Origin of the sequence: Alginatibacterium sediminis (assembly GCF_003610775.1) — a bacterium.
GTDB lineage: Bacteria > Pseudomonadota > Gammaproteobacteria > Enterobacterales > Celerinatantimonadaceae > Alginatibacterium > Alginatibacterium sediminis.
In genome coordinates, this window is the sequence record NZ_RAQO01000008.1 from 213,965 (window position 1) to 240,063 (window position 26,099).

Consider the following 26,099-nt stretch of genomic DNA (forward strand, 5'->3'; position numbering starts at 1 on the left):
TCTATCCACTTAAAATAGCAGGATAGAAAGACAAAAAGCCCCGAAATCAACGGGGCTTTAACGCAACTTATACAATGATGGGGTTTGGTTTACCACCAAACCTCAAATTGTGCGCCGATGTTCAATGCATAGTCTTTATCATCTCTAAAGCTATTGCCTTCAAAGTCTTTTAAGTATGACGCAAACAGACGCAACTCTGGCTTAGCCCAGTAGCTATTACTTGGAGCCCAAGTTTGGGCAATGGTGAATTTACCATTGGTTTGTTTACTGGTTCCTGAAACAGCATCTTTGCCCCAATATCCATCTTGGTTTTCACCAGCAAAATAACCAACTTCAAACGAGGTGCGGTTATGCTCATTCCATTTATAAATTGGACGGGCACTAACTGAAAAACCATTGGTATCACTTGAATTGTCGCGAGAGCCTTGGAAATAGTATGCTGCATAGCCGCTCTCCCAGTTTTCACCTAAGTTCACAACACCATGGTTTAGAATACGAAACGCGCTGGCACCAGCATCGTCAACGTCGTAGCCATAGTCATAACCTACCGCTCCAGTACTACCGATTTGTGCCGCTTGACCGTTGTTACCCCATTGCAGAACAAACTTGTTAAATCCACCAAAGAAGTTTCCTTGGGTTTGTTCTAGGGTTAGGGCTACGCCGCCATTTTTGGTTGCATTAGCATCTTTAGCAACAGCTGTTATATAAGGCAATGCATAATCAAAACCAAGTTCAAGGTTACCATCTGCCCAAACTGGGATCTCTGCCCAACGCGCATCTAAATGATAGACTGGAAAATCGGTTGATTGGTCAGTTTCAACTTGATAAATATCACCAAGAGCTACTGTGGACCCATCTAGATTTTCACATCCAGCATCTGCTAAGCAAACTTGGTTGCTTGTTTCTGATCCTGTAATCGCCGATTTATCGTAGGTACGAGTTACGGCAAACATACCTTTACCGGTTCCCAAATCGACGCCTTCAATACCCACACTTGGTGCAGAAGCATTCCAGTAATACCAATCAAGATGATAAACATCATGACGTTGGTTATAACGCTTACCAATCCAGAAATTAGTACCTTCACCGAACAAGTTACGCGCTTGTACGTTAATTTCACGCCATGCTGGAGTTACTGAAGTCCAGTCGCCACCAATTTGGCCGGGAGCAAAAGCAAGTAAGGTATCAAAGTAGAATGATTTTCCATCCTGCTCCCAAAGCTCTTGTCCGAACTTAAGCTCACCAAAAGTATCCGGCTGACCTAAACGACCTACTTTAGCAGGCTCGAGCTCTTGCATTGCACCATCATTGCTAAAACCAACTGCGCTACGCGCATAACCATGGAAGTCAACTGCAAGCGCAGATGTACTTAAAATCGCAGAGGTAACTGCGATCGCGAGTGTTTTAATTTTCATGTTCATTTCCTTTGTTCGCCCCTTTCCCGGAGGCTGTTCCTTGTATGGGCTTTTTTTTTAATGCCCTTTTATTGCTCGGCGAGTATAGAGAAATATCGAGAACACTCGCTGAGATAAGCCTCACAAAAAATTCAGGTAATGATGACAAGGGTTGCAATTTAGTTAACGCAAACGGTTTCAGTCACACTCAAAACACCCAAACAACAGCAATAACTGGCAATATTATTTTAAATAAATGTCCAATTTAAGTTTTTGAAACCGTTTTCAGTGCATTTGTTGGCATGACTATTCTTTCTAAAAGACTGCAATTTGGGGTGAAATCACAATGCAGGGAGGTGTTATAGGAAGACTTGAAGCTAAAAAGGAAAGCCTGTTTGAGTTCAAATTAGGCCAAAATCACACAAAGAAACGAGCTTTAAAAGCACTAATCTAACTCGATATCGAGCTAGATTAGTACCGGTGTCTAAGCAGTAAAATGCAATTATTACGACTAAACTGCGCCATCCAACATTGGACGTAAGCCTTCTAACGGGTAACCTAATTCGACACCTTTATTAATAATTTGATCGGTATCCAATTGCCCCGCTTTGCCTAAAGCCCACAGTGTGCAACTGCGATTTCCGGTTCGGCAAAATGCGAGTACTTTGGTATCCGCGCCGGCTAAAGACTCTGCGTATTGCGCTACTAATTGTGGTGTCACTTGGTTAGGGACTAAGGGCAAATACACATAATCTAAACCTTGTTCTTTGCAAGCAGATTCAATTTGCTGAGAACTTGGTTGATCGGCTGCTTCACCGTCGGGACGATTATTAATAACTAAGCCATACCCTAGCTGCGCAAGTTCAACAATATCACTTGGCAGAATTTGAGCACTGACACTAAGTTGTTGATCAATTGATTTAAGTTCCATGTTCTATCCTTTTTAACGTTTAATTAAACATCGCCAATAGGCTATCCGTAGCAATGTAGATCCCCATAATAACCAGCATCCAACCAAAGACTTGCTGTAAGCGAGCTTGCGGGATCCGCGGTGCAATCCAAGTTCCTAGCCAAGAACCCATAATCCCAATGAGCGCGATCCAAGCAATTACTGCGGAGTCTAGTTGCAAATTTTGTTGTGCTAATACGTCCAGATACTTAATAAAACCCGAACTCGACTTAAGCACAATAATAACCAAGCTACTAGCAATCGCTTGGCTCATACTTAAACCACCGAGCACGACTAACGCCGGTACAATTAAAAATCCGCCGCCAACCCCGACTAAACCGGTGATAATACCAACCAGTAAACCATCTAAGATTATCTTCCACGTTTTTACTTGTTCGATATTGCCTGTTGGTAATGCTTTTGGTCGTAGCATAGCCTTCGCAGCCAGCAACATAACCAAGGCAAACAATAACAACTGCAGTAAATCAGAAGTCCAGATTGAAAGCCAAGCACCTAAATAAGTGCCAAGCATTCCAGGTATGCCAAAGCGTAATACATATGACCACTGTACCTGCTTGCGCCAAATATAGGGTAAGGATGCCGCAAGTGCTATCAGTGCTACAATGGCTAAGGAGCTTGCAATAGCGACAGTGGGATCCAGCTTCAGTCCATAAAGCAGCACCGGAAGCGTCAGTATGGATCCTCCTGAACCTAATAAACCTAGGCTTAAGCCAATCACAATTGCTCCCAGGACGGTCACCAACAAATGGGTCATGGTTTATTCCTATAGAGCGTTAAGTGGGATTTTTAAAAATTGCTGTCCGTTTGTCTCAGCTTCAGGCAGCTTACCTGCATTCATATTGACTTGAACGGATGGTAATAACAAACGAGGAACCGCTAAACTTGCATCACGTTGCTGACGAAAACGGACAAACTCTTCTTTGGCAACGCCATCTACCAAATGAATATTATTTTTTTGCTCACCTATCGTACTTTGCCACGCATAGTTGTCTCTGCCTGGCGCCTTATAATCGTGACCCGTATACACCAAAGTCTCGTTTGGTAAACGTAACAGTTTTTGAATTGAGTCGTACAGTTGACCAGCATCCCCACCAGGAAAATCAGCGCGTGCAGTACCAAAATCAGGCATAAAAAGAGTATCCCCAACAAATAGCGCATCTTCGATCAGATAACTCATACAAGCCGGGGTGTGCCCTGGCGTATGTATGGCCGACAAGGATAGCGCGCCAAACGTAATTTTTTGCCCATCGCTAACCAGAATATCAAATTGACTACCATCGGTGGCAAAGCTTTCCGGCGCATTAAAAAGTTGTCCAAATACTTCTTGAACTTGGCTCACATGCTCACCAATTGCTATTTTTCCACCCAACTGCTGTTTAAGGTACTGCGCACCGCTAAGGTGGTCAGCATGGACATGGGTTTCAATAATAAGCTCAAGCTTGAGTTGCTTAGCTTTAATAAATCCAATTATTTTTTGAACACTCGCATCATCAGTTCGACCGGACGCAGGGTCATAATCCATGACCGGGTCGATCACAAGGGCTGCTTGAGTAACTGGGTCAATAACAATATAGCTGAGCGTATTGGTGGCATCGTCAAAGAAACTTTCGATTTTCATAATTACACCTTATTCCGAGTTAAGCTTATGAAGATTTACCTAATATACGCAATCTTTAGGCCAACATTTCAAATCCAGCTGTAGCGGGTTATTTTGAACAAGTGTTATCAAGCATCCATATTGAGCGCCATTTATGTCAGTATTTTTATGTCAAATTTGACACAGATAGATTTTACTGCCAAATTTGACAGTGAATGGTAAATGGAGAGCTTTATGAGCAGCGGTGAAATGATTGGAGAGAGCGATGCATTTGTTCAATTGAAACAGCAAATTCAACGCGTTTCTCCCAGCAATGCAACGGTATTATTACTCGGACAATCGGGCAGCGGTAAAGAACTCGCCGCGGCTCAAATTCATCAACTCAGCCAACGCCGAAGCATGCCATTTGTAACAGTAGAGTGCAGTGGTTTGGCGGCAAGCCTTTTCGAAAGTGAGCTATTTGGTCATCGCAAAGGGGCGTTTACTGGGGCAATTTCAAATCATATTGGCTTGGTTGAAAGCGCTCAAGGTGGCACTTTATTTTTAGATGAAATTGGTGAAGTTCCGCTGAGTGAACAAGTAAAACTATTACGTCTGATAGAAACCCAAAGCTTTCGTCGAGTAGGAAGTACCGAAGTTCGCCAGGCTGACTTCAGACTCATTGCGGCTACCAACAAAAATTTACGACAAATGGTAAGTGATGGCAGTTTTCGAGAAGACTTGTTCTATCGCCTAAATGTCTTTGAGTTGCACCTGCCAACGCTCAAACAGCGGAAAAATGATATTTTAAGCCTATTTTTCCACTTCTCTCACAGCATTGCTGCTGAACGAAAAATTCGATTAAGCCTTTCTGCGCAAACATGTCTATTAAGCTATGACTATCCAGGAAACATTCGAGAACTGCGCAACGTCGTAGAACGCGCTTTAATTATGAGTGATGGTGATTATATTGAACCAAAGCATTTACCAGGAGTTTGCCAAAATTGCGATATACCCAAGCAAATAACTCGAATAAACGTAGAACCACAGTCTACAGCTGTATTTGAGGCTCAATTAACACCGCCCACTGATGCCGAAAAAGTTAAACAACACTATATACGAAGCGCCGCACAACATTTTTCAGGTAGCCGAGCACAATTAGCTAAGCATCTGGGACTAGGTGAGCGCAGTCTTTATCGCTATCTAAAAATGCCAGAATAGAGACAAAACTACACCCGTAGAGTTTAAACTAGAGTCGGAATATGTGTAGAAACTCTACGCCATTACCTATCGTAGGAGTAATGGTGTAGAAACTCTGCAGAATCCTTTGCCCCAGCACGAGCATTTCTAATCATCATCAAGATGAAGGTATCCTCAACTCGCTTAGCGCTTTTATCTAAAGCCGAACCGAGGTGAAGTGCACTAAAATAAGCGTCGCGTTTTACCGGTGTTCTCATATCTATGCTCCTAATGATTGGTTACGTCTATAACTTTACGCGTTGAAGAAGCTCGAACCTATACCAAAAAACCATAATTCTAATCAGGAGATGTATAGACATTCCCATATACAGCTAGATTAATGGTGGTATTCTATAACCATAGACCTAAACAAAAGAGATACGCTATGGCTCGCCAAGTTTTTTGCCAACGATTAAAAAAAGATGCTGATGGACTCGATTTTCAATTGATCCCCGGTGAACTCGGGAAACGCATTTTCGACAATATTTCTAAGGAAGCATGGGCTGAGTGGCAAAAGAAGCAAACCATGTTCATTAATGAGAACAAACTAAATTTAATGGATAATGAGCATCGCGCCCGTCTCGAAAAAGAACTGGTTAACTATTTGTTTGAAGATGGCAAAGTAGAAATCGAAGGCTATGTGCCACCTAGCAAGTAAGTTTTAGCTTGTCAGCGCTGCTATCAGTTACGCGAAAAACCAAACACATTGAAAGGAGAAATACTCATGATTGTAATTAAAACCCACCGGAAACTTAGCGCTTAAACTAAGTTCCCGGTTTATCAAAAGCCGGGGAGAATTCTCCCCTATCAAAGATCTTTTTGGCACAGCCTATTTTACTTAGTCGCTGTGCGGGGAAACACAATGCAACAAAATTTAACTCTCGCCCAATTGGGTTGGCGTAGTTTTTTTCAACAACAATTATTATTAGAAGAATACGAAGACAGCCAAATGCTGCGCGTATTTCAACAATTTAGAAATGAACTAGAAGTACAAGGTGAAAACGGTTCTCAGCGTTTGCCAATGCGCCCGGAGCTCAGCGAAGTCACCGTAGGTGATTGGTTATTATGTACTAGCCAAGGGGATTTCGTTCGCAGTTTTGAACGCTTCTCTCTATTTGCGCGAAAAGCACCCGGCAGCCAAGTTGCTCAGCAACTCATTGCAGCTAACATTGATACTGTGTTTATTGTTGTGTCTTTGAATAATGACTTCAATTTAAGTCGAATTGAGCGCTATCTTAGCCTAGCCAACCAAGCTCAGGTACAAGCGGTTATTGTATTGAGCAAGGCCGATTTATGCGACGAAACTGACCATTTGATACATCAAGTTCAAGAACTTGACCCGTTACTGAATATAGTAGCGGTAAACGCATTGCAGGCCAGTTCTGCAGCTCAGCTACTACCTTGGTGTAAACAAGGGCAAACGATTGCGTTTTTAGGTAGCTCAGGTGCAGGTAAGTCGACCTTAGTGAATGCCTTGCTTGGGTCGCAAGATCAACTTACGGGTAGCATCCGTGAAGATGATAGTAAAGGCAGGCACACTACAACTGGGCGTTCAATTCACCCTATGCCTAGCGGCGCATTGCTGATGGATACGCCAGGAATGCGCGAGCTACAATTGGCTGACGTGCAAGACGGGATCGAAGAAACCTTTTCAGAGATTAACGCCTTAGCAAGCTCATGTCGTTTTGCTGATTGTCAGCATGAAAGTGAACCGGGATGCGCTGTAGTCAAAGCTCTTGAACAAGGTGAAATTAGTGAACGTCGACTTCAAAATTATCACAAGTTATTGCGAGAACAGGCGTTTAACTCGGCGACCTTAGCTGAAAAACGTTCAAAAGATAAAGCCTTTGGCAAACACATTAAATCCGTACAGAAAACAGCAAAACGGATAAAAAAAACTGGGCAATAAATTCAAAGCGGGCTTACAGCCCGCTTTTTCTTAGCTCGATTAGCGCTTTGCATTGTAAAACAAAACACTGACACTCAAATTAGCCAGTACGAACAGCTGTACGCAGCCAACAAGGAAGCAAGGCATGTTTTCCCAGATATTACAGATCATGGCGCCATTAGTGTTGATTGTCGCGCTTGGTTACTTCTATGGTCGTCGTCATCAGCCGCAAATGGCTAGCGCCAACCAGATGAACTTGCAGCTGTTTTGCCCAGCTTTAGTATTTAGCGCCCTAGCATCTGGAGAATTTAACCTCGGTGATTACGTTCCATTAATTGTGGGAGCGAGTGTGGTTGTACTCGGTTCCGGTTTACTGCTGTGGCCTTTGTGTCGAATGATTGGGATTTCTGCTCGGACATTTTTGCCTCCGATGATGTTTAATAACAGCGGTAACCTTGGCTTACCTTTACTGCTATTTAGTTTTGGCGAATCGGTTATGCCAATTGCGATAGTGCTGTTTATCGTAGAAATGCTTTGGCATTTCAGCTTAGGTATCTATTTACTTGATTCAAAGGCAAGTTTATTAAAGCTATTTAAGCTTCCTATGTTTATCGCTGCAATTGCAGGCTTAGGCTTTAGTTTTATGCCATTTGATACCCCTTTATTCTTGTTAAATACAACCCAATTATTAGGGCAAATAGCGATACCATTAATGCTATTTAGTCTAGGCATCCGCTTGGTCGATATTCGCTTAAACGAATGGCGCTTAGGTGTAATTTCGAGCATAGCCGGACCTATCGCAGGTGTTATATTGGCGCTGATCTTTATGGCTTTTGTCCCATTAGGCGATATACAAAGCAAATCCCTAATATTATTTGCTGCACTGCCACCAGCGGTGCTTAACTATATGATGGCTGAACAGTATCAAGTAGAACCCCAGCGTGTCGCGGCGATTGTGTTTATCTCCAATTTAGCCAGTATTGTTATTATTCCTTTGATCTTAGTTTGGGTACTTTAATGGAACAAAACCTTTCACAACGCCGTTTGATTAGCCTGCTTATTAGCTTTGTCAAACCTTACAAATGGCAGTTAAGCTTTGCCTTAATAGCCCTGCTGGTAACTGCGGGCGTAAGCTTGAGTCTTGGGCAAGGCGTTCGCATCGTAATTGACCAAGGCTTTATCACCGGTTCTAAAGAGCAACTAGGACAAAGCTTAATGCTGATGTTTGGGCTGATCGTACTGCTAGCCATTGGCACCTTTGCCCGATTCTATTGGATGTCGTGGTTAGGTGAGCGCGTCAGTGCGGATATACGCAAGAATGTATTTAAGCATTTGATGCAAATGCACCCTAGCTACTTTGAGAACAATAGCAGTGGCGATCTGATGTCACGTCTTACAACTGATACCACCTTGCTCCAATCCATTATGGGCTCATCGTTTTCCATGGCGCTGCGCAGTAGTTTAACCATGGTGGGCGGCATCGTATTATTATTGGTAACCAACCTCAAACTATCCTTAATTGTACTGGCTTGTATTCCATTGATTTTAGCTCCCATGATTGTTTATGGCCGTCGGGTGCGCCAATTGGCGCGTCAAAGCCAAGACAGAATTGCCGATGTGGGTACTTATGCCGGTGAATCGATACGACACATCAAAGTGGTTCAAAGCTACAACCAGCAAGCTGGGGAGCAGCAAGCCTTTGCTGAGCAAGCCGAAAATGCTTTCGATGTAGCTAAAAAGCGAATTAAGCAACGCTCTTTGTTAACAGCTTTAGTCTTGCTACTCGTGTTTGGGGCTATTTCAGCGATGCTATGGTTTGGCGGTGTGGATGTTCTCGAAGGACGCACTAGTGCCGGCGATTTGGGCGCGTTTGTGTTCTATGCATTGATGGTTGCAATGTCGGTTGCAACCATCAGCGAAGTATATGGAGAACTACAACGGGCAGCCGGAGCAGCAGAACGTATATTTGAACTCTTAGATACCGAAAGCTTAATCAAAGAGCCCGCTACTGCCAAAGTGTGGGAAAAACCAACCGCAATCCAAATTGCGGTTTCAAATCTCAATTTCCACTACCCTTCTCGACCGAACCAATACGCTTTAAAAAACGTTAATCTTGAAATAAAAGCCGGAGAAGTGCTCGCGTTAGTAGGCCCAAGTGGCGCAGGTAAAAGTACCCTATTTGAGCTATTACAACGATTCTATGATCCCGACCAAGGTCAGATTAGTTTTAACGGTATCAATATAACTGAGTTGTCGCCTGCGCACTTGCGTGCTCAAATGGCAATGGTAGCCCAGCAGCCGGTATTATTTAGCGGTAGCGTCCAACACAACATCGCCTACGGAAAACCAACAGCAACCAAAAAGGAAATCATAGCCGCCGCGCAAAAAGCGCATGCTCACGATTTTATCCAATTGTTACCCAAAGGCTACGACAGTTTTGTCGGTGAAAATGGCGTGAGGCTATCGGGGGGACAAAAGCAACGGATCGCCTTGGCTCGCGCGATTCTCAAAGACCCATCAGTGCTACTGCTCGACGAAGCCACATCAGCCTTAGATGCCCAAAGTGAACAGCATGTTCAGATTGCTTTAGATGAACTGATGCGCGGTAGAACCACCTTGATTATTGCGCATCGTCTATCAACTGTGATCCATGCCGATAGAATTCTCGTTATTGATCAAGGAGAAGTCGTGGCCAGTGGACGACACCAAGACTTACTGCAAAGTAATGCAATGTATAAGCGCTTATGCGAGCTACAGTTTAAAGGATCATCAGATTTATCCAATGCAGACAGATAACCTGTTGTGGACAAACATTGATCATAAGTGAAGTTGTAGATGTAGGCCCTTAATACACGAGGAAACAAATGCTGTTAGAGATTAAAGACCTTTCCAAAATCTACGCTGATACACAAAATGTCTCTGTGCTTAAGTCACTGAGCCTTGAACTTAAGCAAGGTCAAAGTTTAGCGATTACAGGTGCTTCAGGCTGTGGAAAATCAACGCTCTTACATTTGATTGCTGGACTTGATAGCTTTGATAGTGGCGAGATAAACCTAGCTGGCTTGAATTTATCTCAAGCTTCAAGCCCGCAACTTGATAGCTTACGCCGCCAAGACTTAGGCATTGTGTTTCAACGCTACAATTTGATTGATAGTCTCAGTGTATGGGATAACGCTTGTTTTAGTTTAGCCATAAACCCGCACTTGGATACCGGCTTGGGCCTAAAACGGGTTGAGAAACTACTGCAATTATTGCAAATATCTGAACTAAAAAATCGTTACGTTCATCAACTTAGTGGCGGTCAACAACAACGAGTAGCGATCGCGCGCGCCCTTGCCCACCAACCTAAGTTGCTACTTGCTGACGAACCAACCGGAAACCTAGACGAAGAAACCAGCGAGCAAGTCTCCAATGCTTTGTTTGAGTTGTGCCAGCACGAGCAAACTGCACTGATTGTGGTAACCCACAGCCAATCAATCGCCGACAAAGCACAACATCGACTGCAGTTGCATTTGGGCCACCTACAAAGCTTAAATGATGTTTAAAATCATGCAATTAAGCATTCATGTCAGCCGCGTAAGCGCTGTATTGAGAGTCAACTTCAAAAGCTATCGATGGGTTTGGGGTCGCTTACTATTTTTAGTACTAGCCATGTTGGCTTCAGTGACGACCTTAAGTGCAGTGCTGGTGACAAACCAAGCCGCACGCCAAAGCTACGACAACGCCAGTCAGCCCTTAGTCGATAACATTCATTACCAAATCGTGAATCAGCAACGACAACTTGGCGTCTCCAAACGCGACTACAGCCAGCTTCGTCGTCTTGGCTACACGCAATTGATTCCGGTGTTACAAACAACTATCAATTTGCCAAGGGATATCAATATAAGCCTAATGGGGATTGACCCCTTTGCTATTGATGCTCAGCAATGGCTCGAAGGGCTCACCATGGAGCTAGGCGATGGCGACGCAAACTTCGCCTTTGTTCATCAGCAGTTCGCTCAAAAAAACGGCTGGCATGACGGCGAAATTCTGCGTGATATACATGGTCGACAACTGCCACCGCTGCGTCTTATCGACGGCGCAGGACTATCGAGGGAAATTATCGTTGATATCGCTTGGCTTAGTGATTTCGAAAACCAAAATCAACTCAGCCACCTATGGGTTCAGCTAAAACCTGAACAAAGCGAAGCGGTAACTCAACTAGAACAAGATCTACCAAAGCACCTGCGTCTGAGGGCATTGGTAACTGGTGAAAAAGCCGCTCAACTTACCGACGCGTTTCATTTGAATTTAATCGCCATGAGTTTTATGTGTTTTGTCGTGTGTCTGTTTATCATGACAAACGCAGCACACTTATTGTTGGTGTCTCGCCTCGAGCGCTTGCGCTGCTTACGTCAGCTTGGGATCAGCCGCGATGACATCTATGCGGCTCTAGCGCTTGAATTTTTAGTGCTTTGCTTGGTATGCGCAAGCTTCGGTCTGCTGCTCGGTGTGGGCTTAGCGCAAGCATTAGCGCCGACTTTGGATTCAAGTTTTGATGCTCTGTTTAGTATTCGACTCGGTTTCGAGCAAGGTAATCACTTGGGTCTACTGGCACTTAATTTCAGCCTTTTAGTACTCGGTAGTTGTGTTGCCTTGTATCTGCCAGCCAAACAACTTAATGCTAAACTTGCAGGACTAAAGCTACAGCAGACCTTATCCAGTACCAGCAAAACAACACTGCTGAAACTAAGCTGCATCGGGGTATTTGCAGCGATTTCGGCAGTCATTCTGAGGCTCTGGAGTCCATCACTGTTGATGGCCTTTGTTTGCATCGTAATGCTGCTCGTTGCTGGCGTCTGTAGCTGGCTAATTTTGCAGCCGGTACTACTTACCCAACTAAAAAAGCGCCTTAAGCCAATGCGTTGGCCATTTATTCATGTGTTGGCGGCTGACAGTCTCACCTTAAACCAGCGCAGCAAATTGGCCATATGTGCATTCTACCTTGCGGTTGCCGCAAACATGGGTATCAACTTGATGGTCGATAGCTTTCGAGAAGCAACTGTTGATTGGGTTTCTCAGCGACTTGCTGCCGATTACTACCTTAGTGATGACGAACCCGAGCAACTTGTAACCTGGCTAAATCAACAAGCGAGTGTTTCAGCGGTCGAAAGACGCGATCACTATGCGATGCCATTTAGAAAAAATGCAGACGATCAAACAAGGCAAAATACGGCAGTAGCCAGCCTTGATATCATCGATACGATTAGTTATCCCAGCAGTCATGTTTATCGACAAGCTATGAAATTCGATACCCACCAACACGCTCAAGCTAAGCTTTGGCAAGGCTTTGAAACTGGCGACTATGTACTGATAAACCAGCAAATGGCTTATCTTGCCAAGCTAAAACTAGGGCAGAAAGTCGAACTTGGCGACCGCTACCAAAGTTTCACTGTAGCAGGGATCTACTTGGACTATGGCAACCCGCAAGCTCAAATGTCTCTGTCCAAGCAAAGTTTGATTCAGCTGAATCAACAAGCAAGTTCGAGCAGTTTGGCATTAGCCATCGAGCTTAAACCTGATATCGACCGTGAAACTTGGCTGCAAGATTTTAAACAGCATTTTCCCAATGCCATGCATTACTCTCGCAAGCAAGTTATCGCGCTGACCCTCAATACCTTTGACCAAACCTTTATTATTACTGATGCATTGAATGTCATTACGCTGTTGGTTGCAGCAATCTCTTTAGCTAGTTCAATGATCGTCATTCAACGAGAATCCCAGGCCCAGAACGCGGTACTGAGATGTTCAGGCATCAGTGCTATTAAGTTATTTTGGGGACAACTCGGGCAATACGGACTGCTCGTATTACTGAGCTCCTTACTTGCCCTGCCTCTGGCATTGGGCTTAAGTGAAGTACTCATTGGGCAAATTAACTATCACGCTTTTCATTGGAGCTATCCGCTTAAAGTCGACAGCTCAATATTGCTCTCTAGTTTATCTTTCGCCTGGATTTGTGTCTTACTAAGCTGCGCTTTGGTTTTAGCTTATCAAGCACGCAAGCCGCTCATTGAGGACTTAAGATGGTTAAGCTGAGCCATATAGTGTTTGGGGCAAAAGCCTGCAAAAAGCTACTAGCCGTTTTGTTGGTCAATGCTTTGCTGCTCAGCTATTTGTTGTCCCACTATCAAGTGTCGCAAGCGGCTGGTTTTAGCGCTTTAATTTCGGGCAACACCCTTGATGCTAATTATGTTCAAGTTGAGAAAAATACTAGCCTCGAGTTTATGCGTGACCATGGTGAACATCCACTATTTCGCAATGAATGGTGGTACGTCACCGCAAACCTAGTTGACGAAAACGGTCAGTGGTACGCCTTACAATGGACGCAATTTCGATTTCGTGATGCCAAAGGCAATAAGGATGGCGTTTGGAGCAATCAGCAAAGCTACATGGCGCACGCGGTTCTAAATACCAAAGATAGCCAATTGTTTAACGAGCGCTTTGCTAGGGGCGGTGTTGGCAATGCTGGCGTTGAGCTCGCCCCCTTAGCAGTCTACATTGACGATTGGCAATGGCAATCTAAGCCCGACTCGATGTTCCCGGCAACACTAAGCTTGAGCTGGACGAGCGGCGAGAGCATCAATGTCCACCTAGATTCGCTAAATACACCCGTACTACAAGGCCATGATGGCTACTCAATTAAATATCCAAATTCAGGCTTAAGTTCTTACTACTATAGCTTTCCTAACATAGATGTTAACGCAAGCTTTGAAGACAAAGATGGAAAAAAAATATCCTTGTCAGGGCACGCATGGTTCGACCACGAATGGAGTAGTCAGTTTTTGGCAGACCAATACCACGGGTGGGATTGGTTTTCTCTGAAACTAGATTCTGGCCAAGAGTTAATGCTATTTCAGATGCGCCGCGAAGATGGCAAACACTATTGGTCGGGCACCCTTAGCCAACAAGGCCTCAAAACGCACCACATCAATACGCAGCAAGTTCGATCAAAGGTCTCTAAAGCGATGCCCGTTCAAATTGCAACTGCCAACGGAGTAACTAACGCCGATATGCCGCTGGTATGGCAAATTGAAATCCCCGAGCATCAGATTGATATTCAAGTGAGTGCTCGCAAACAGCAAGCTTGGGTCCCAGCTCGCTTCGGCTATTTTGAGGGGCCGGTAGACGTCAACGGAAGTCACCAAGGCCAAGGTTTCTTGGAGTTAACCGGGTACCAATAATTCCGTGACTTTTGGCATTTAGACTAGCCGACTTAAAACTGGCCTTTTAGATAGCGTTGTCGTAGTTCAGGCTCAAAACGCTCGATGGCATATCGCAACTGAGTTCGATTAATTTGTGAATAATGATCTTGTAAAAACTGTTCCACAATAGCCTGATTACGTTTAGCTAATTCACGCAACATCCAGCCACAAGCTTTATGGATTAGATCCTCTTTATCTTCGAGCAAGACCTCACAAAGCTTGAGAATGTCGGTAGACTCTCCGTTTCGTATCATTGGAAAACAGGCCAGAACAGCGATGCGGCGCTGCCATAAAACATCGCTTTTCACCAGTTGGTATAAATCGTTGCGCGGCTTATCTAACAAATACAAACCCACGATCTTTGGCGTTGAAATGTCCACCAAGTCCCAGTTGTTGATAAAGTCAGTATTGGCTAAGTAATCACGATAGATTGTTTGTTGCTGCTCGGCTGTTGCTTTGGCAAATTGTAAAGTCCAGATCACTAACGCGCAGGATCGAACTTCATGCCATGGTGAGTGCAAACAAAGTAAAACCTCAGAGAGAGGTAGATTGCGATAGGTTTTGGCCAAGTCACGGATAGGCCCCATTTTGACTCCCAAAAACTGGTCGCCAAAAGCGTAGTCACCTGGTGCTGATTTCATATAGCGCAAGCTAAGCAAGGCTTGTTCTGGATTGGCTAAAGATTCTAGAGAATCGATTAGCTGTTGAGCACTTTTAACTGGTCTCTGGTTCATTATTTTCTCTCGACAATGTCAATATTTATATGCTTTACGACTTATCTATCACCATATGTAAAAGCTTTCTTTAGCTCGCAATTTAGACGCTACCTTGAGCCAAAACTGATACATGCTCCCCCAACGCTGTGCAATACTAAACCTTGGATGTGTACCCCGCAATTAGGTCGAACTTTAAATGTTAACAAAAGAATTTATCGACAACGATAGTGACTATCTCAATTGGATCAATCAAAACCCCGCGGGTTTTGTCATCAATACTTACCGCGCCAACTCGTCAACTTACAATGTGCTGCACAGTGCCAATTGTTCGTACATCAGCGTTGCTCCCAAAAATTCGCCAGCTGGAGCTTTCACTGAGCGTAACTACAAAAAGGTCTGTTCTAACAAGGTCTCTGAGCTACGGGGCTGGCTACATCAACATGTGGCAAAGAATGCCGAATTTTCTACTGAATGTGGCCGCTGCAAACCATGGACGCTAGCAAACTATGAACAGGCCATTCTCGAAAGTGAGGGGCTTAGCTTAGAACACGTTAACGAACTCTACGACAAGTACTTGCAATTGATTCAATTTGAAGTCGAGCAGCTTGGCGTCAAAGCCACCGAGGCCCGGCATTTAATCGGGCGTTTGGGCGAGTTCTATTGTGCAAAAATTCTAAACGGTAAAATAAGTACCGTGGTGAACCAACATGGATTTGATGTGATATCAGAAACAGGACACCGCGTTAGCGTAAAAACAACAGCTCAAATAACTGGCTTTGTTAGGATTTCCGCTAGAACCTTGCATCTTGTTGATAATTTGATGATTTTGCAGTATCAAGAAGGCCGGCTGTTGGAAGTCTTTTATGGTGATATTAAACTGGCGACTTCAAATGCTCGTTTTTACGAAGACATCAACTGCTACGAACTCGATATTTCTAAAGCAAGAAGACTTCACAACGAGCAATTGAACTAGCATGCTATTAAGCGAGGCAGATACTAAATGCGATTAAGAGACTTAAAAGGTTTTGGACCTAAAAGCGAAGACATTCTTGCTCAGGTCAATATCAATTCGGTCGAAGATTTTATGGCAATTGATCCCTTTGAGCTATACAAACAACTTAAAGAGAACGTCAAAGGAACGGGGCTTAACTCGATATACGCCATCATCGGGGCGCGAGAAAACATTCACTGGCAAGAAGTCGCTAAAACTCGGAAAGAAGAAATACTGTATCGTCTGGATGACATGGGCTTAGCCCCCAAATAACAAAACACCGACTTAAACAAAAGCATTTAAGTCGGTGATGATTAGCAGTATCGAATTAGTTGATGACCATTGGCTGATACTCTGTGATGGTGCTAAAGATTGACTCTTCTTGATAATCCACTTTAGCAAAGTTAATGCTATCTAGGTCCACTTTACGGATTTGTTGATTGTCGTAAGTGCGGAAATAGTAGTCATTATTATTGGTATCAACCACTATTGAATAACCAACCATTTGCGGGTCATCAGACAACCAGCGCCAGTACAATGAACCACGTGGTATTTCTAAGGCATTTACCATATGCCAGCCGCGATTCACTCCATCAAGATCATTCTCAATCACATTGTTGTCTTGGGTGTGGTTCATCGCCACGATATGTTGAAAACGTCCCATTGGCGATTTATCAAAGCCTTTGAAAGAACCTTCAGCAAATTTAACTTTCGCTTCTTCATAGCTGCCGCCATCTAATAAGGTATGCGCTTCACCAACCTGAACATCATAAATAGGATCATTGGTCATTGCACCAAGCGTATTTTCGTGGATATCAGGGTAACCACTACCGTCCGTGTATTCGACCACAATGGAACGCTCGCCGTCATTAAAGGCGTAGTGCATACCCGCTTCAAGATCAAAGGCTGCTTCAATTTTTGTGGTTTCTACTTTAGTGGTTTTAAGCAACGCTACTGCTTCGTCAACGCTTTTTGCGTTTCCAAGAATATACGCACCTAGGTTTAGGTAGTTAACCCCTAGTTCAGTTGAGTCTTCAGCAGTGTATTGACTCGCGCCCAAGGCTAGTGACTCAGCATTTAGACCATGTTCATTAATTGCCGAACTAACCCACTCTGTCGCACCATGGCGAATGCCAACATAGCCGTATTTTGAAGCGGGCAAGTCATTAAGCTGGTAGCCACGCGGTGCAACAAAGAAGGTCTCTTGCGCTTCAAAGCCAATCTCCATAGTGCGACCGATAATGGTGTTATTTTGCGGTGTATCAAAGTGGAAATATGAACATGCATGGGTCACAGAAGAGGCTAAAGTTGCTGCGATTGCTGCTGTAAGTAGTAATTTTTTCATCGGTCGTTCCTCGTTAATATCGACTGCGGTTGTTTGTCCGCGTGTTTGATGTCGCTATTATTGACACCCTGAAGATTAAATTCCAATTGCATTAAACACCCTTAGGGTGTTTATATAGTTGGAACAATTTTAACGATAGGTTAGCTATGGACTATTCACTCGCGCAATTACAGGCCTTTGTGAGCACGGTTGAACACGGTAGTTTCAAAGATGCCAGCATAGAGCTAAATAAACGTCCGCAAGTTATCGCTAAGCTTGTGGCAGCCCTCGAAGACAGCTGCGATCAACTATTGTTTGTGCGCCACGTTCGGCAACTAAAGATTACAACGGAAGGTAAAACTCTTTATCGTTTGGCACGTCGCGTAATACTAGATGCCCAAGCATTCGAGCGTCAGCTCAGCGCCATGGATCAAAACCAACCTAGCGAGTTCAAATTAGCAATTGATACCAGTTTGGCCTGCCCGATGGTCAGTGGCTGTTATCTAGCTGTGCTTGAGGAATTTCCGAGTATAAATTTGGAAGTACTCAGTGGCGGAACCTCCCAAGTGATCGAGTGGGTGCGTCGTGGTCAAGCGGAGATGGGTCTCATCTTCTCTCCACTAACTGAAGAACAAGGACTGACACAAATCACAGTCTATAATTTTTCGGTAGTTGAAGTGGCTTCACCACAGCTTATCAATCATGGGGCCGTCGTAGATGAACACCAACTGGCACAGTTGCCTCAGCTTGTACCTAAGTTCGTCTATGAGTATAAGCATGACAATATCTATGTGTTTAGTGATAAAACCATAGTCTCTAATAATGTTGAAGAGAGCATACGAATAATGCTCTCAGGAAAGGCATGGTGCCGTCTACCCGGCTATATCGTGCAACCTTATCTCGATAACCAGCAGCTGCATGAGTTTTCAATCGAAGGGGCTAATCGGGTCGTTTGGCATGCCAGTATTGTTCACCCAGAGCAGGCCGAGTTAAGTTTAGCCAGCGATATATTCATGGAAAGAGTACAAATGTTACCCGACCGCATTAGTTAATACCTTTCCCACTCATTAGTGGGAAAGGTATTAGTTTTGGATACCGTATTGGCTAGTCCTTAAAATGCTATTATGCGCTTTTAAATAAACCACTTAGAAGAGACTCAATGCCCGTAGATAACCCACAATTAGAAGACGTATATGTAGCCTTCCAAGTTATACCAAGACTCAAAGAAGGTAACAATTTCGAAGTAGTCGACAAAGCTATTGCGGTTGTAAAAGCTGCCGATGTTCCATACCAAGTTGGTGCTATGGAAACCACAATGAAGGGCAATCTCAATGTGCTACTCGAAATTGTAAAGGATGCGCAACAAGCCTGTTATGACGCAGGAGCACTAGAGGTCATTACCAATATAAAAATCCATAGCAAAACCCAAGCAGCAACCGAAACCTTTTGTACTTATGACAGGGGCGTAACCAAAGCCAATCATATGTTTGTCGACAAGTAGCGATACAGACTATCGGATTAAAGGCTAGCGCCGTCGATCTCAATCAGTTTTAAAGCGGATAGGTCTATATCTTTAAGGCACCGGAGATTTACAGCCCAACCACTAAATGGTTGCTTACCCAGTTTTAGCTCCGCTGGCGTCAAGTCACTTGGCTTTCTAAAGACCAAAACGCCGCAGTTAGGGCAAAAGTAATCTTTGGCTGAGAAACTCCCCCATTGATAAACACTAAGATCATCTATTGGCGTGAGCAGCTTCAACTGCTGTGGTAATACTCGAAAGTTGAGCGCCCCGCGCATACTACAAATAGAACAATTACATTTACGGGCATGATCAATATCTGCGAGCACTTCAAACGCATTACGCCCGCAATGACATGATCCACTATAGTGTTTCATCACCTAACCCCATACCTGAAAAAACTATCGAAGCCCAATAGATACAACTGAGGTTCAACAAACCAAGGTCTAACTCAAGCACCTTCATATATGCCCGATAAGTAGCTGGCGATGCATACCCGTTGTTAGATAGGTGTGGTAGTTTGAGTATAGAATCAGTCTTTTTTGTCGATACTAATTTCTATATTCTTAGTATTCCCAACAAACCATTTTTGAACATACAAAGTGCCCACAATGGGCGCTGTACCTTCCTCTGGAACTTCCTTAAAACGGACACTATTTTTAGTTTCTTTCTCAAACTCAAAGGCAACCACTTTCTTAGACATCAATTTTTCCAAATTTCTATACTTGCTACTATATACGCCGGTTTATAGACGTATATAGTTCAGGTTTACTTAAACTAAATGAATACAGGAGCGTCGTAATCGTGCCCTTCGTCGGTATAGGCGGTTACTATTGCGTCTTCAACTAGCCCACTTTCTGCTTTAACTTGCGTCTCAAAGAAGTGCTCTATCTGCTTTCTGCGACCATGTGCGGCCCACGAGTCTGCATCAGCCCAAATTTCATTGAATACTATAGGATAATCATTGCGAGTAGCACTTGGGTGGTCGATTTGGCGAGTAAGCATGTACTGAATGCAGCCTTCTTCCCGATACGCATCTGGTTCAAGTGCCTTTAACACGTCAAATAGCTCGCTTTCTTTTCCGTCTTTAGGTTTAAATTGTGCGAGTACATAAACACGACTGGTCATAACAATTCCTTACAATGATTAATGTTTTAATACTTTAAGGTGAGCGTTTAGCACTAAACTTTTGCTACTGCTAGTATTTCACTTAGTAATGGTTCAGGAAACAGAGACTTAGACAAATACTGCTGAGCGCCCGTTTTAGCTACCAAAATCAAGCCAAGTTCGGTTTCTAACACGCAATCAACTTCAGTCCACAGTAATGATGTTTCGGTATAAGGGTTTTTAGAGGTGATTCCATCACTATCAATGCTAAGTTTCACCTCGCTATCAGCACTTCTACCCCACATTTGACGCGCTAACCACCAAGCGCGCCTGAACCGAATATGAATCAATTCTAGGATGCTTATCGCAATCAACATACCGCCAATATAAGTCGGTTGATGACTAAAGAGTAGTAAAGCCAGGCCAGCGATAAAAAGTAACACTGGAAACCAATACTTAGGTTTAGCGTTTTTACTATGAGGCAAGGATTGATCAAAGCATTCGGCCAAATAGCTACGAGATAAGGTGAATTGGGTACTAAAAGATTGCATTTAAACGACTACCCTTAGAATGAAAAAGTCTGATGTCATGACATGGTGTGTAATAACTTAGCGCCCCAATAAAACTAAAGCCAGTATCCTTTCTACAGCGTAAAACAAGCCGTGAAAAGTGCCCAAGCTATGAATGCTTGAGCACAATAACTGAAACCTATACTGGTTCTGGCGTTTGTTTTAGTGTTTCGTTATAAACTCGGAAACTAAACACGACGAACAAGCTATCCAATAATCCACCGACAATTTGACTGAGCAAAAAGGTCATTTGCGAAGCACTTTCATTAATCAAGGCTTGTTGAACCATCCAAACTGGCAACAACGACACACCTGCCAAAATTAGAATACCAGAGAGTATTGGCCAGCGTAGCGGATGGGTTGCCTGCCAACTGGCTTTCATGGCTTCTACCGGTGTACGGCGCTCTACTACACAAAATACATCAGCAATCAAAATTCGGCTGGCAACGATAATTCCTGGAATAATGAACAGCGATAGTCCCATCACAACAGCTGCAAAGCACATAACCGTCACTAAGAATAAAGGTCGCCAAATTGTGAGTGATTTTTTGAAACACTCGGCAATTGGCCAGTTTTCGCCATTGAGCTGAGAGCGTAAATAAAGCAGTAATGCCCCTTGATAGATAGGCGTTAAACCTAGACGTACGGCAAAGGTTAACCATGCCATTTCGCCTACAGACTCTTTAAATGCTTGGCTATCAAGCAGCATGTTTGCTGACTCAAAAACCAAGGTAAAGGGCAACACGATTAAGGTTATCGCCACAAAATGGCGTAAGAAAAAGCTAAAAGTATCGCCAATTAGTTCCCAAGACTTATTCATTATTTACCACATTAGATCGTCAGGAATTTTATAGTCTGCGTAAGGATCGTCAGCATCCTCTTGCTCCATTTCTACAACATTACGCACGCGTATAACACTTGCATCTCGCTCTGCAATTTTATCAGCAACAACGGCAGGTACAATGTAATAACGCTGCTCAAGGCGTGCAATTGCTAACAAACCGTTAGCAAGTTGGCGCTGCTGCAGTGCATCAACATCAACTCGGTGAATCGTTGACTCATCCTCAAAGTTGTAACTCAATTCACCTTTGCCAATAATTTGGTTCATTTCTACTAGCTGACGAATCTGGGCTTGTTGCGCTTTTTGCTCAACCACAAGTTGTCGCTCACGGTTTAATTCTTTATCGCGCTCAATTTGCTGTTGTCGCTTTGCTTCAGCTGCAAGCTTGGCTTCATTTACTGTAGTACGTGTTTCTTTATTCGCCTTGTAAACTTCTTTGTTAACTTTTTTCACTCGCTTTTTGTCAACGACGCCAGCTTTTAATAGCTGGTCTTTAAGCGACATTTTGGCCATGAAATAACTCCAGTGACGGTGTGTTGCAAACCTTAGGTTTGCCATTACAGAATCTTTAGTTGCCGCATTCTACCGATTTTAGACTACGATTAAAATTTAAAGACTGAGTGTTGCCTTAGATTTAGCTTTCTTATTTAGCTAAATTCACTCATTTTTGGCAAATGGTTCAATATAAACCAGCTCACGCTTTCTAGTTCTAGTTATCATTTCTAAAAGCTTAAACACTGTAGTATCAGCAGTTAAGCTAAGGGTTCATCTAAATATGGAGTTACAGTGATATACGATTACACCATCATTGGCGGTGGTATCGTTGGTTTATCAAGCGCCTGGCAGCTGCAACAGCTAGAACCCAATGCCAAAATTCTAGTGCTTGAAAAAGAAACGGTTTTAGCAAGCCATCAAACGGGACGCAATAGCGGGGTTATTCACGCCGGTGTCTACTATGCGCCCAAAAGCTTAAAAGCTCAGTTTTGTACCAGTGGTGCAAAAGCCACCTTCGAGTTTTGCCAACAACATGGTATTAAAACTGAGCAATGTGGAAAACTAATCGTCGCTTGCGATCGAGATCAGTTACATGCACTCGCTGATATCGAAACTCGTAGTCGAGCTAATGGCATTGTTAGCGAGCGACTCACCCAAGCCCAACTAGTTAAACGAGAGCCCCTAGTAAAAGGTTTAGGTGCGCTCTATGTACCCAGTACCGGCATTGTAGACTACACCGCAATAACCGAGAAATTAGCGCAGTTATTTATCCAAGCCGGTGGAGAAATCCGAAAATCGGCCACCGTAATCGATTTAGTTGAAAGCAGTGATAGCATTCAAATTAAATTAAATGGCTCAGATTTGACATCAAAATTTTTGATAGTCTGTGCAGGATTACAAGCCGACCAGATATGTGCAATGATCGGGATAGAATGTGACTTTAAAATCGTGCCATTTCGAGGTGAATACTATCGTCTATCTGAAAGCTGCAACATCAATCTTAAGCATCTCATCTATCCTGTACCCGACCCTCGTTTACCTTTTTTAGGTGTCCATCTCACTAAGATGATAGATGGCAGTATCACTGTTGGCCCTAACGCCGTACCTGCGTTTAAACGCGAAGGATACTCCAAGATTGAGGTTAATTTTGGCGAGATGTGGCAACTGCTTAAATACCAAGGCTATCGCCGCTTAATCGGTAAATACTGGCGCTTTGGCTTGGGGGAGTTATTCAATTCATTATTTAAACGCGCATACCTAAAACGTATTCAACGTTATTGTCCGAGTGTACAACTCGATCACCTTGAACTTCATCGACCCGGTGTTAGAGCACAAGCTGTGAATGCTGCCGGCGAACTCATCGATGATTTTCACTTTCTGAGCAGTGCTCGTAGCTTACATGTGTGCAACGCGCCCAGCCCTGCTGCGACCTCAGCCTTGCCCATTGGCGCATATGTGGTTAAGAAAGCTCGTGCTCAAGCGGCGCAACTTGACCTAAGACAATGAATTTTTAGCGAGTGATGTCAATCCATCAATTAAATTGATACCATTCGGGAATCCTATTTGAGAGATTTTGATGGACTCTTAACTCATGAAGTACACCCTAAAGCAAATCACCGTATTTGATACGGTCGCCAATCTAGAGTCTGTGAGCGCCGCCGCTCGTAAGTTATCCATGACTCAAAGTGCCGTTAGTATGTCTATCTCACAACTAGAACATTTGCTTGATCGACCTTTATTTGTGCGCCAGGGTAACCGCCTCAGTCTCAGTCATTGGGGACAATGGTTAAGACCCAAAGCTCGCAAGCTGCTTCAAGATGCGCAACACATTGAGCTTGGTCTGCATGAACAACATCTATTAAGCGGAACCTTAAGCATCTGTTCTAGCCAAACGGCTGCCGAACATCTACTACCAGATTTGATTAGTAAAATTGATAGTGACTTCCCAGAAGTTCGTATCGAATTGATGGTTGAGAATACTGAGCATGTGATCGATGAAGTGCTGCACTACAATGCTGAGATTGGCGTCATTGAAAGTCGCAATGACGACAGTCGGATATACCAAGAGCTGTGGATGGAAGATCAGTTGGTGGTCGTTGCATCGCCACATCATCCTTTTGCTGGGCGCACTTCAGTAAGTCTTGCCCAACTGGAACAAGCCCAGTGGGTTTTGCGTGAATCAGGTGCAGGGACTAGGGCAATATTTGATGGCGCGGTTCATGGATTGATAGACAATCTAAATGTGTGGAAAGAATACGAGCAGGTTGACGTACTTAAAAGTCTAACTAAAAACGGACAATTCTTAAGTGCACTACCCTTGTTGAGTGTTAGTCGAGAAGTTAGTGAAGGCAGTTTAGTAATATTACCCACGCCGCAATTGAATATGGCGCGTTCATTGGCTTTTATTTGGCGCAACGATGCTGGTGAAAACCCATTACGCGACTGTCTATTGTCTGAAGCTCGGCGACAAGTCAAACGATTAGAGCGCGAAAACAAGCTTATGGCTTTAAATCCTCCCCTACCCAAGCGCTAGTGTCCCTAACGAGTAAACAACAAAAAGGCCCAATTAAGGGCCTTTAATCAAACAGCAGCTTTAGTTTCTGACCAACGCTTGCTATACAGCTCCGCTAGCTTCTAATTCACAAGTTTGCTGTTGAATTGGAGTACTAAGCTCTTCTTTACTACTCGTTTGAGCCAGAGCTTTAAGCAAGGAGTGACGGTTAACCATACCTACCAAGTAACCGTCTTTGACCACTGGGTAATGGCTAGGCTTAGAGCTAACAGCGCGGCGTAAACGTTGCTCATAGCTTTGATAAGAACCACCGGTAAACACGCCGGTATCAGATACAGGGAATAGCGTTTCACGATCAACACACATCAGTTCAACTAGTGCGTCCAAAGAATCAGCAGGTGATAAGGTCATGACCTCAGTTTGCATCATGTCTTTAACTAGCCAGTTGCTATCCATTTGGTACTCTTCTGACCAGTAGAATCTCAAGATATCTTGCTCTGATAAATAGCCAACTAATCGATGTTGATTGTCAACAACCGGTGCTGAGCGCAGGTCGTGGTCGACAAAAGCAGTCAGAGCTTGTTGAATACTCATTTCTGGATTAAGCATTAACGCATTTTCTTGCATGATAGATGTGACTGTTTTTTTAGCGATAGTGTTCATAGTTGTGTCTCCTGACTGTTGAGCGTCATGTAAAGTTGGAATAGAGCTAATAAGTTTTAGTGTTGGTGTTTTTGCAGTATCGATTTGTTGTTCACTGTTGTGGCTGGCTTTGTCCGCAATCCAAAAGCCAAAAGCGACAAGTACTGCGCCACCTACAATGTTTCCGAGAGTTACAGGTATCAAATTGTTCACGATGAAGTTGCTCCAACTAAGGTCGCTTAGTTGCGCTAAGCTAAAACCCATCGTGGCTAGAAGTTCCGGGCTGGCTACCGTTTTAATGCCCATTGCTAGTGGCACCATAAATAAGTTGGCAATGCTATGTTCAAACCCGCTGCTTACAAACATAGCCACTGGAAGTATCATAAGCATCGATTTAGCTAGCTGGTCTTTAGCTGTAAACGTCATCCAAATTGCTAGACAAACCAATAGGTTACATAGAACCCCTAGACTAAAGGCTTGCCACCAGCCATGATGAAGCTTGTGTTGTGCTATCGCGATTGCATTTGCGCCCCACTCGCCTCCAGCTAAGCTGTGCATTCCACCAACAAGGACTAAAGCTATAAGTAGTGAGGCACCTATAAAGTTACCCACATAAACCCTAGCCCAGCATTTAAGCAGTTCCTTGGTACTCACTTGCTTTTGAAACCAGGCAATGACACTGAGTACGGTGCTTGTGAATAGTTCGCCACCACAAACAACAACCAGCATCAGCCCCATACTAAAAGCCAAACCACCGCTTAGGCGCACCAAGCCCCAAGGCGCGTCGCCAGCGCCAGTGGTTACAGTGATATAAAACACGAATGCCAAACCAATAAACAAACCCGCAAAAACAGCTAAGGTAAACGAGTGCAAGGCGTTTTTTGCTATCTTGCTCTGAGCATACGTTTTGGCATGGTCAAAGGTGCTAACGACCTTTTTCACTTGCGCTTGCTCTGTTGGTTTAGGTTGGCGCTTTGGCGGCAAAGCTTGTACGACATTCATTGCTGCCCTCCTTTATGTGTTAGTGCCTTATCGAACATTTACTTTCCCCTATAAAGGCCGTTTATTTTTGTGT

28 protein-coding genes are annotated in these 26,099 nt (G+C 43.8%); 14 read left to right on the top strand and 14 right to left on the bottom strand.

Annotated elements, in window-relative coordinates; all coding sequences use genetic code 11:
- Positions 1-89: 89 nt before the first annotated feature.
- The 4 genes from DBZ36_RS14940 to DBZ36_RS14955 form a co-directional block, all read right to left on the bottom strand.
- Complete coding sequence (locus DBZ36_RS14940) at positions 90-1,415, bottom strand: carbohydrate porin (protein ID WP_199711887.1); 1,326 nt, start codon at positions 1,413-1,415, stop codon at positions 90-92.
- Positions 1,416-1,905: 490 nt separating this feature from the next.
- Positions 1,906-2,325, bottom strand: a complete 420-nt coding sequence (locus tag DBZ36_RS14945; RefSeq protein WP_120355764.1) for a TIGR01244 family sulfur transferase — start codon at positions 2,323-2,325, stop codon at positions 1,906-1,908.
- Positions 2,326-2,344: 19 nt separating this feature from the next.
- Complete coding sequence (locus DBZ36_RS14950) at positions 2,345-3,118, bottom strand: sulfite exporter TauE/SafE family protein (protein WP_199711888.1); 774 nt, start codon at positions 3,116-3,118, stop codon at positions 2,345-2,347.
- 9 nt (positions 3,119-3,127) lie between these two features.
- On the bottom strand, positions 3,128-3,982 hold the full coding sequence (locus DBZ36_RS14955; protein ID WP_120355765.1) for an MBL fold metallo-hydrolase: 855 nt from the start codon (positions 3,980-3,982) through the stop codon (positions 3,128-3,130).
- A 213-nt stretch (positions 3,983-4,195) separates the two neighbouring features.
- Between DBZ36_RS14955 and DBZ36_RS14960 the strand changes: the two genes are divergently transcribed.
- Positions 4,196-5,161 (top strand): sigma-54 interaction domain-containing protein, encoded by a 966-nt coding sequence (locus DBZ36_RS14960; RefSeq protein WP_158589115.1) that lies wholly within the window; start codon positions 4,196-4,198, stop codon positions 5,159-5,161.
- 62 nt (positions 5,162-5,223) lie between these two features.
- Here DBZ36_RS14960 and DBZ36_RS20535 read toward each other — a convergent pair whose 3' ends face one another.
- Positions 5,224-5,397, bottom strand: coding sequence for a hypothetical protein (locus tag DBZ36_RS20535; RefSeq protein ID WP_158589116.1), 174 nt, complete (start codon positions 5,395-5,397; stop codon positions 5,224-5,226).
- A gap of 167 nt (positions 5,398-5,564) precedes the next feature.
- Here DBZ36_RS20535 and DBZ36_RS14965 point away from each other — a divergent pair, with 167 nt between their 5' ends.
- From DBZ36_RS14965 to DBZ36_RS14995, 7 genes are all read left to right on the top strand, one after another.
- Positions 5,565-5,837: an oxidative damage protection protein gene (locus DBZ36_RS14965; RefSeq protein ID WP_120355767.1), complete on the top strand. Its 273-nt coding sequence runs from the start codon at positions 5,565-5,567 to the stop codon at positions 5,835-5,837.
- A gap of 204 nt (positions 5,838-6,041) precedes the next feature.
- Positions 6,042-7,088 carry a ribosome small subunit-dependent GTPase A gene (gene rsgA / locus DBZ36_RS14970; RefSeq protein ID WP_120355768.1) on the top strand — a complete coding sequence of 349 codons (1,047 nt, stop codon included), beginning with the start codon at positions 6,042-6,044 and terminating at the stop codon, positions 7,086-7,088.
- A gap of 124 nt (positions 7,089-7,212) precedes the next feature.
- Complete coding sequence (locus DBZ36_RS14975; protein ID WP_120355769.1) at positions 7,213-8,085, top strand: AEC family transporter; 873 nt, start codon at positions 7,213-7,215, stop codon at positions 8,083-8,085.
- The gene (locus tag DBZ36_RS14980) at positions 8,085-9,863 is read left to right on the top strand and encodes an ABC transporter transmembrane domain-containing protein (RefSeq protein ID WP_120355770.1); all 1,779 of its coding nucleotides are present in this window, start codon (positions 8,085-8,087) and stop codon (positions 9,861-9,863) included. The genes DBZ36_RS14975 and DBZ36_RS14980 overlap by 1 nt, the downstream gene beginning before the upstream one ends.
- Before the next feature lie 68 nt (positions 9,864-9,931).
- Positions 9,932-10,612 carry an ABC transporter ATP-binding protein gene (locus DBZ36_RS14985; RefSeq protein ID WP_233558154.1) on the top strand — a complete coding sequence of 227 codons (681 nt, stop codon included), beginning with the start codon at positions 9,932-9,934 and terminating at the stop codon, positions 10,610-10,612.
- 4 nt (positions 10,613-10,616) lie between these two features.
- Complete coding sequence (locus DBZ36_RS14990) at positions 10,617-13,142, top strand: FtsX-like permease family protein (protein WP_158589117.1); 2,526 nt, start codon at positions 10,617-10,619, stop codon at positions 13,140-13,142.
- The gene (locus tag DBZ36_RS14995) at positions 13,130-14,287 is read left to right on the top strand and encodes a lipocalin-like domain-containing protein (protein ID WP_120355772.1); all 1,158 of its coding nucleotides are present in this window, start codon (positions 13,130-13,132) and stop codon (positions 14,285-14,287) included. The genes DBZ36_RS14990 and DBZ36_RS14995 overlap by 13 nt, the downstream gene beginning before the upstream one ends.
- Positions 14,288-14,319: 32 nt before the next feature.
- On the opposite strand, the gene DBZ36_RS15000 is transcribed toward DBZ36_RS14995, so the two are convergent.
- Positions 14,320-15,042, bottom strand: a complete 723-nt coding sequence (locus DBZ36_RS15000; protein ID WP_120355773.1) for a DNA alkylation repair protein — start codon at positions 15,040-15,042, stop codon at positions 14,320-14,322.
- 178 nt (positions 15,043-15,220) lie between these two features.
- Here DBZ36_RS15000 and DBZ36_RS15005 point away from each other — a divergent pair, with 178 nt between their 5' ends.
- Together DBZ36_RS15005 and DBZ36_RS15010 are read left to right on the top strand one after the other, a co-directional pair.
- On the top strand, positions 15,221-15,997 hold the full coding sequence (locus DBZ36_RS15005; protein ID WP_120355774.1) for a DUF6998 domain-containing protein: 777 nt from the start codon (positions 15,221-15,223) through the stop codon (positions 15,995-15,997).
- A gap of 27 nt (positions 15,998-16,024) precedes the next feature.
- Positions 16,025-16,288, top strand: coding sequence for a TfoX/Sxy family DNA transformation protein (locus DBZ36_RS15010; RefSeq protein ID WP_120355775.1), 264 nt, complete (start codon positions 16,025-16,027; stop codon positions 16,286-16,288).
- A 55-nt stretch (positions 16,289-16,343) separates the two neighbouring features.
- Here DBZ36_RS15010 and DBZ36_RS15015 read toward each other — a convergent pair whose 3' ends face one another.
- The gene (locus tag DBZ36_RS15015) at positions 16,344-17,360 is read right to left on the bottom strand and encodes a linear amide C-N hydrolase (protein WP_120355776.1); all 1,017 of its coding nucleotides are present in this window, start codon (positions 17,358-17,360) and stop codon (positions 16,344-16,346) included.
- Between the two features lie 146 nt (positions 17,361-17,506).
- Here DBZ36_RS15015 and DBZ36_RS15020 point away from each other — a divergent pair, with 146 nt between their 5' ends.
- Together DBZ36_RS15020 and DBZ36_RS15025 are read left to right on the top strand one after the other, a co-directional pair.
- Positions 17,507-18,391: a LysR family transcriptional regulator gene (locus DBZ36_RS15020; RefSeq protein ID WP_120355777.1), complete on the top strand. Its 885-nt coding sequence runs from the start codon at positions 17,507-17,509 to the stop codon at positions 18,389-18,391.
- 107 nt (positions 18,392-18,498) lie between these two features.
- A complete protein-coding gene (locus DBZ36_RS15025; protein WP_120355778.1) occupies positions 18,499-18,840 on the top strand; it encodes a thiamine-binding protein in 342 nt (113 codons plus the stop codon).
- 17 nt (positions 18,841-18,857) lie between these two features.
- On the opposite strand, the gene DBZ36_RS15030 is transcribed toward DBZ36_RS15025, so the two are convergent.
- From DBZ36_RS15030 to DBZ36_RS15050, 6 genes are all read right to left on the bottom strand, one after another.
- The gene (locus DBZ36_RS15030; RefSeq protein WP_120355779.1) at positions 18,858-19,235 is read right to left on the bottom strand and encodes a GFA family protein; all 378 of its coding nucleotides are present in this window, start codon (positions 19,233-19,235) and stop codon (positions 18,858-18,860) included.
- A gap of 155 nt (positions 19,236-19,390) precedes the next feature.
- Entirely contained in the window at positions 19,391-19,561 is a 171-nt protein-coding gene (locus tag DBZ36_RS20630) for a hypothetical protein (protein ID WP_199711889.1), read from the bottom strand.
- A gap of 74 nt (positions 19,562-19,635) precedes the next feature.
- Positions 19,636-19,986, bottom strand: coding sequence for a putative quinol monooxygenase (locus tag DBZ36_RS15035; RefSeq protein WP_120355780.1), 351 nt, complete (start codon positions 19,984-19,986; stop codon positions 19,636-19,638).
- Between the two features lie 53 nt (positions 19,987-20,039).
- Complete coding sequence (locus DBZ36_RS15040; RefSeq protein ID WP_120355781.1) at positions 20,040-20,516, bottom strand: YcxB family protein; 477 nt, start codon at positions 20,514-20,516, stop codon at positions 20,040-20,042.
- Between the two features lie 157 nt (positions 20,517-20,673).
- A complete protein-coding gene (locus DBZ36_RS15045) occupies positions 20,674-21,354 on the bottom strand; it encodes a hypothetical protein (protein ID WP_120355782.1) in 681 nt (226 codons plus the stop codon).
- A gap of 3 nt (positions 21,355-21,357) precedes the next feature.
- On the bottom strand, positions 21,358-21,933 hold the full coding sequence (locus tag DBZ36_RS15050; protein WP_233558155.1) for a DUF2058 domain-containing protein: 576 nt from the start codon (positions 21,931-21,933) through the stop codon (positions 21,358-21,360).
- A gap of 228 nt (positions 21,934-22,161) precedes the next feature.
- On the opposite strand from DBZ36_RS15050, the gene lhgO reads away from it, so the two are divergent.
- A complete protein-coding gene (gene lhgO / locus DBZ36_RS15055) occupies positions 22,162-23,376 on the top strand; it encodes an L-2-hydroxyglutarate oxidase (RefSeq protein WP_199711890.1) in 1,215 nt (404 codons plus the stop codon).
- 85 nt (positions 23,377-23,461) lie between these two features.
- Entirely contained in the window at positions 23,462-24,403 is a 942-nt protein-coding gene (locus DBZ36_RS15060) for a LysR family transcriptional regulator (RefSeq protein ID WP_120355784.1), read from the top strand.
- 81 nt (positions 24,404-24,484) lie between these two features.
- Here the strand turns inward: DBZ36_RS15060 and focA are convergent, their stop codons facing one another.
- Positions 24,485-26,026, bottom strand: a complete 1,542-nt coding sequence (focA, locus tag DBZ36_RS15065; protein ID WP_120355785.1) for a formate transporter FocA — start codon at positions 26,024-26,026, stop codon at positions 24,485-24,487.
- Positions 26,027-26,099: the final 73 nt, after the last annotated feature.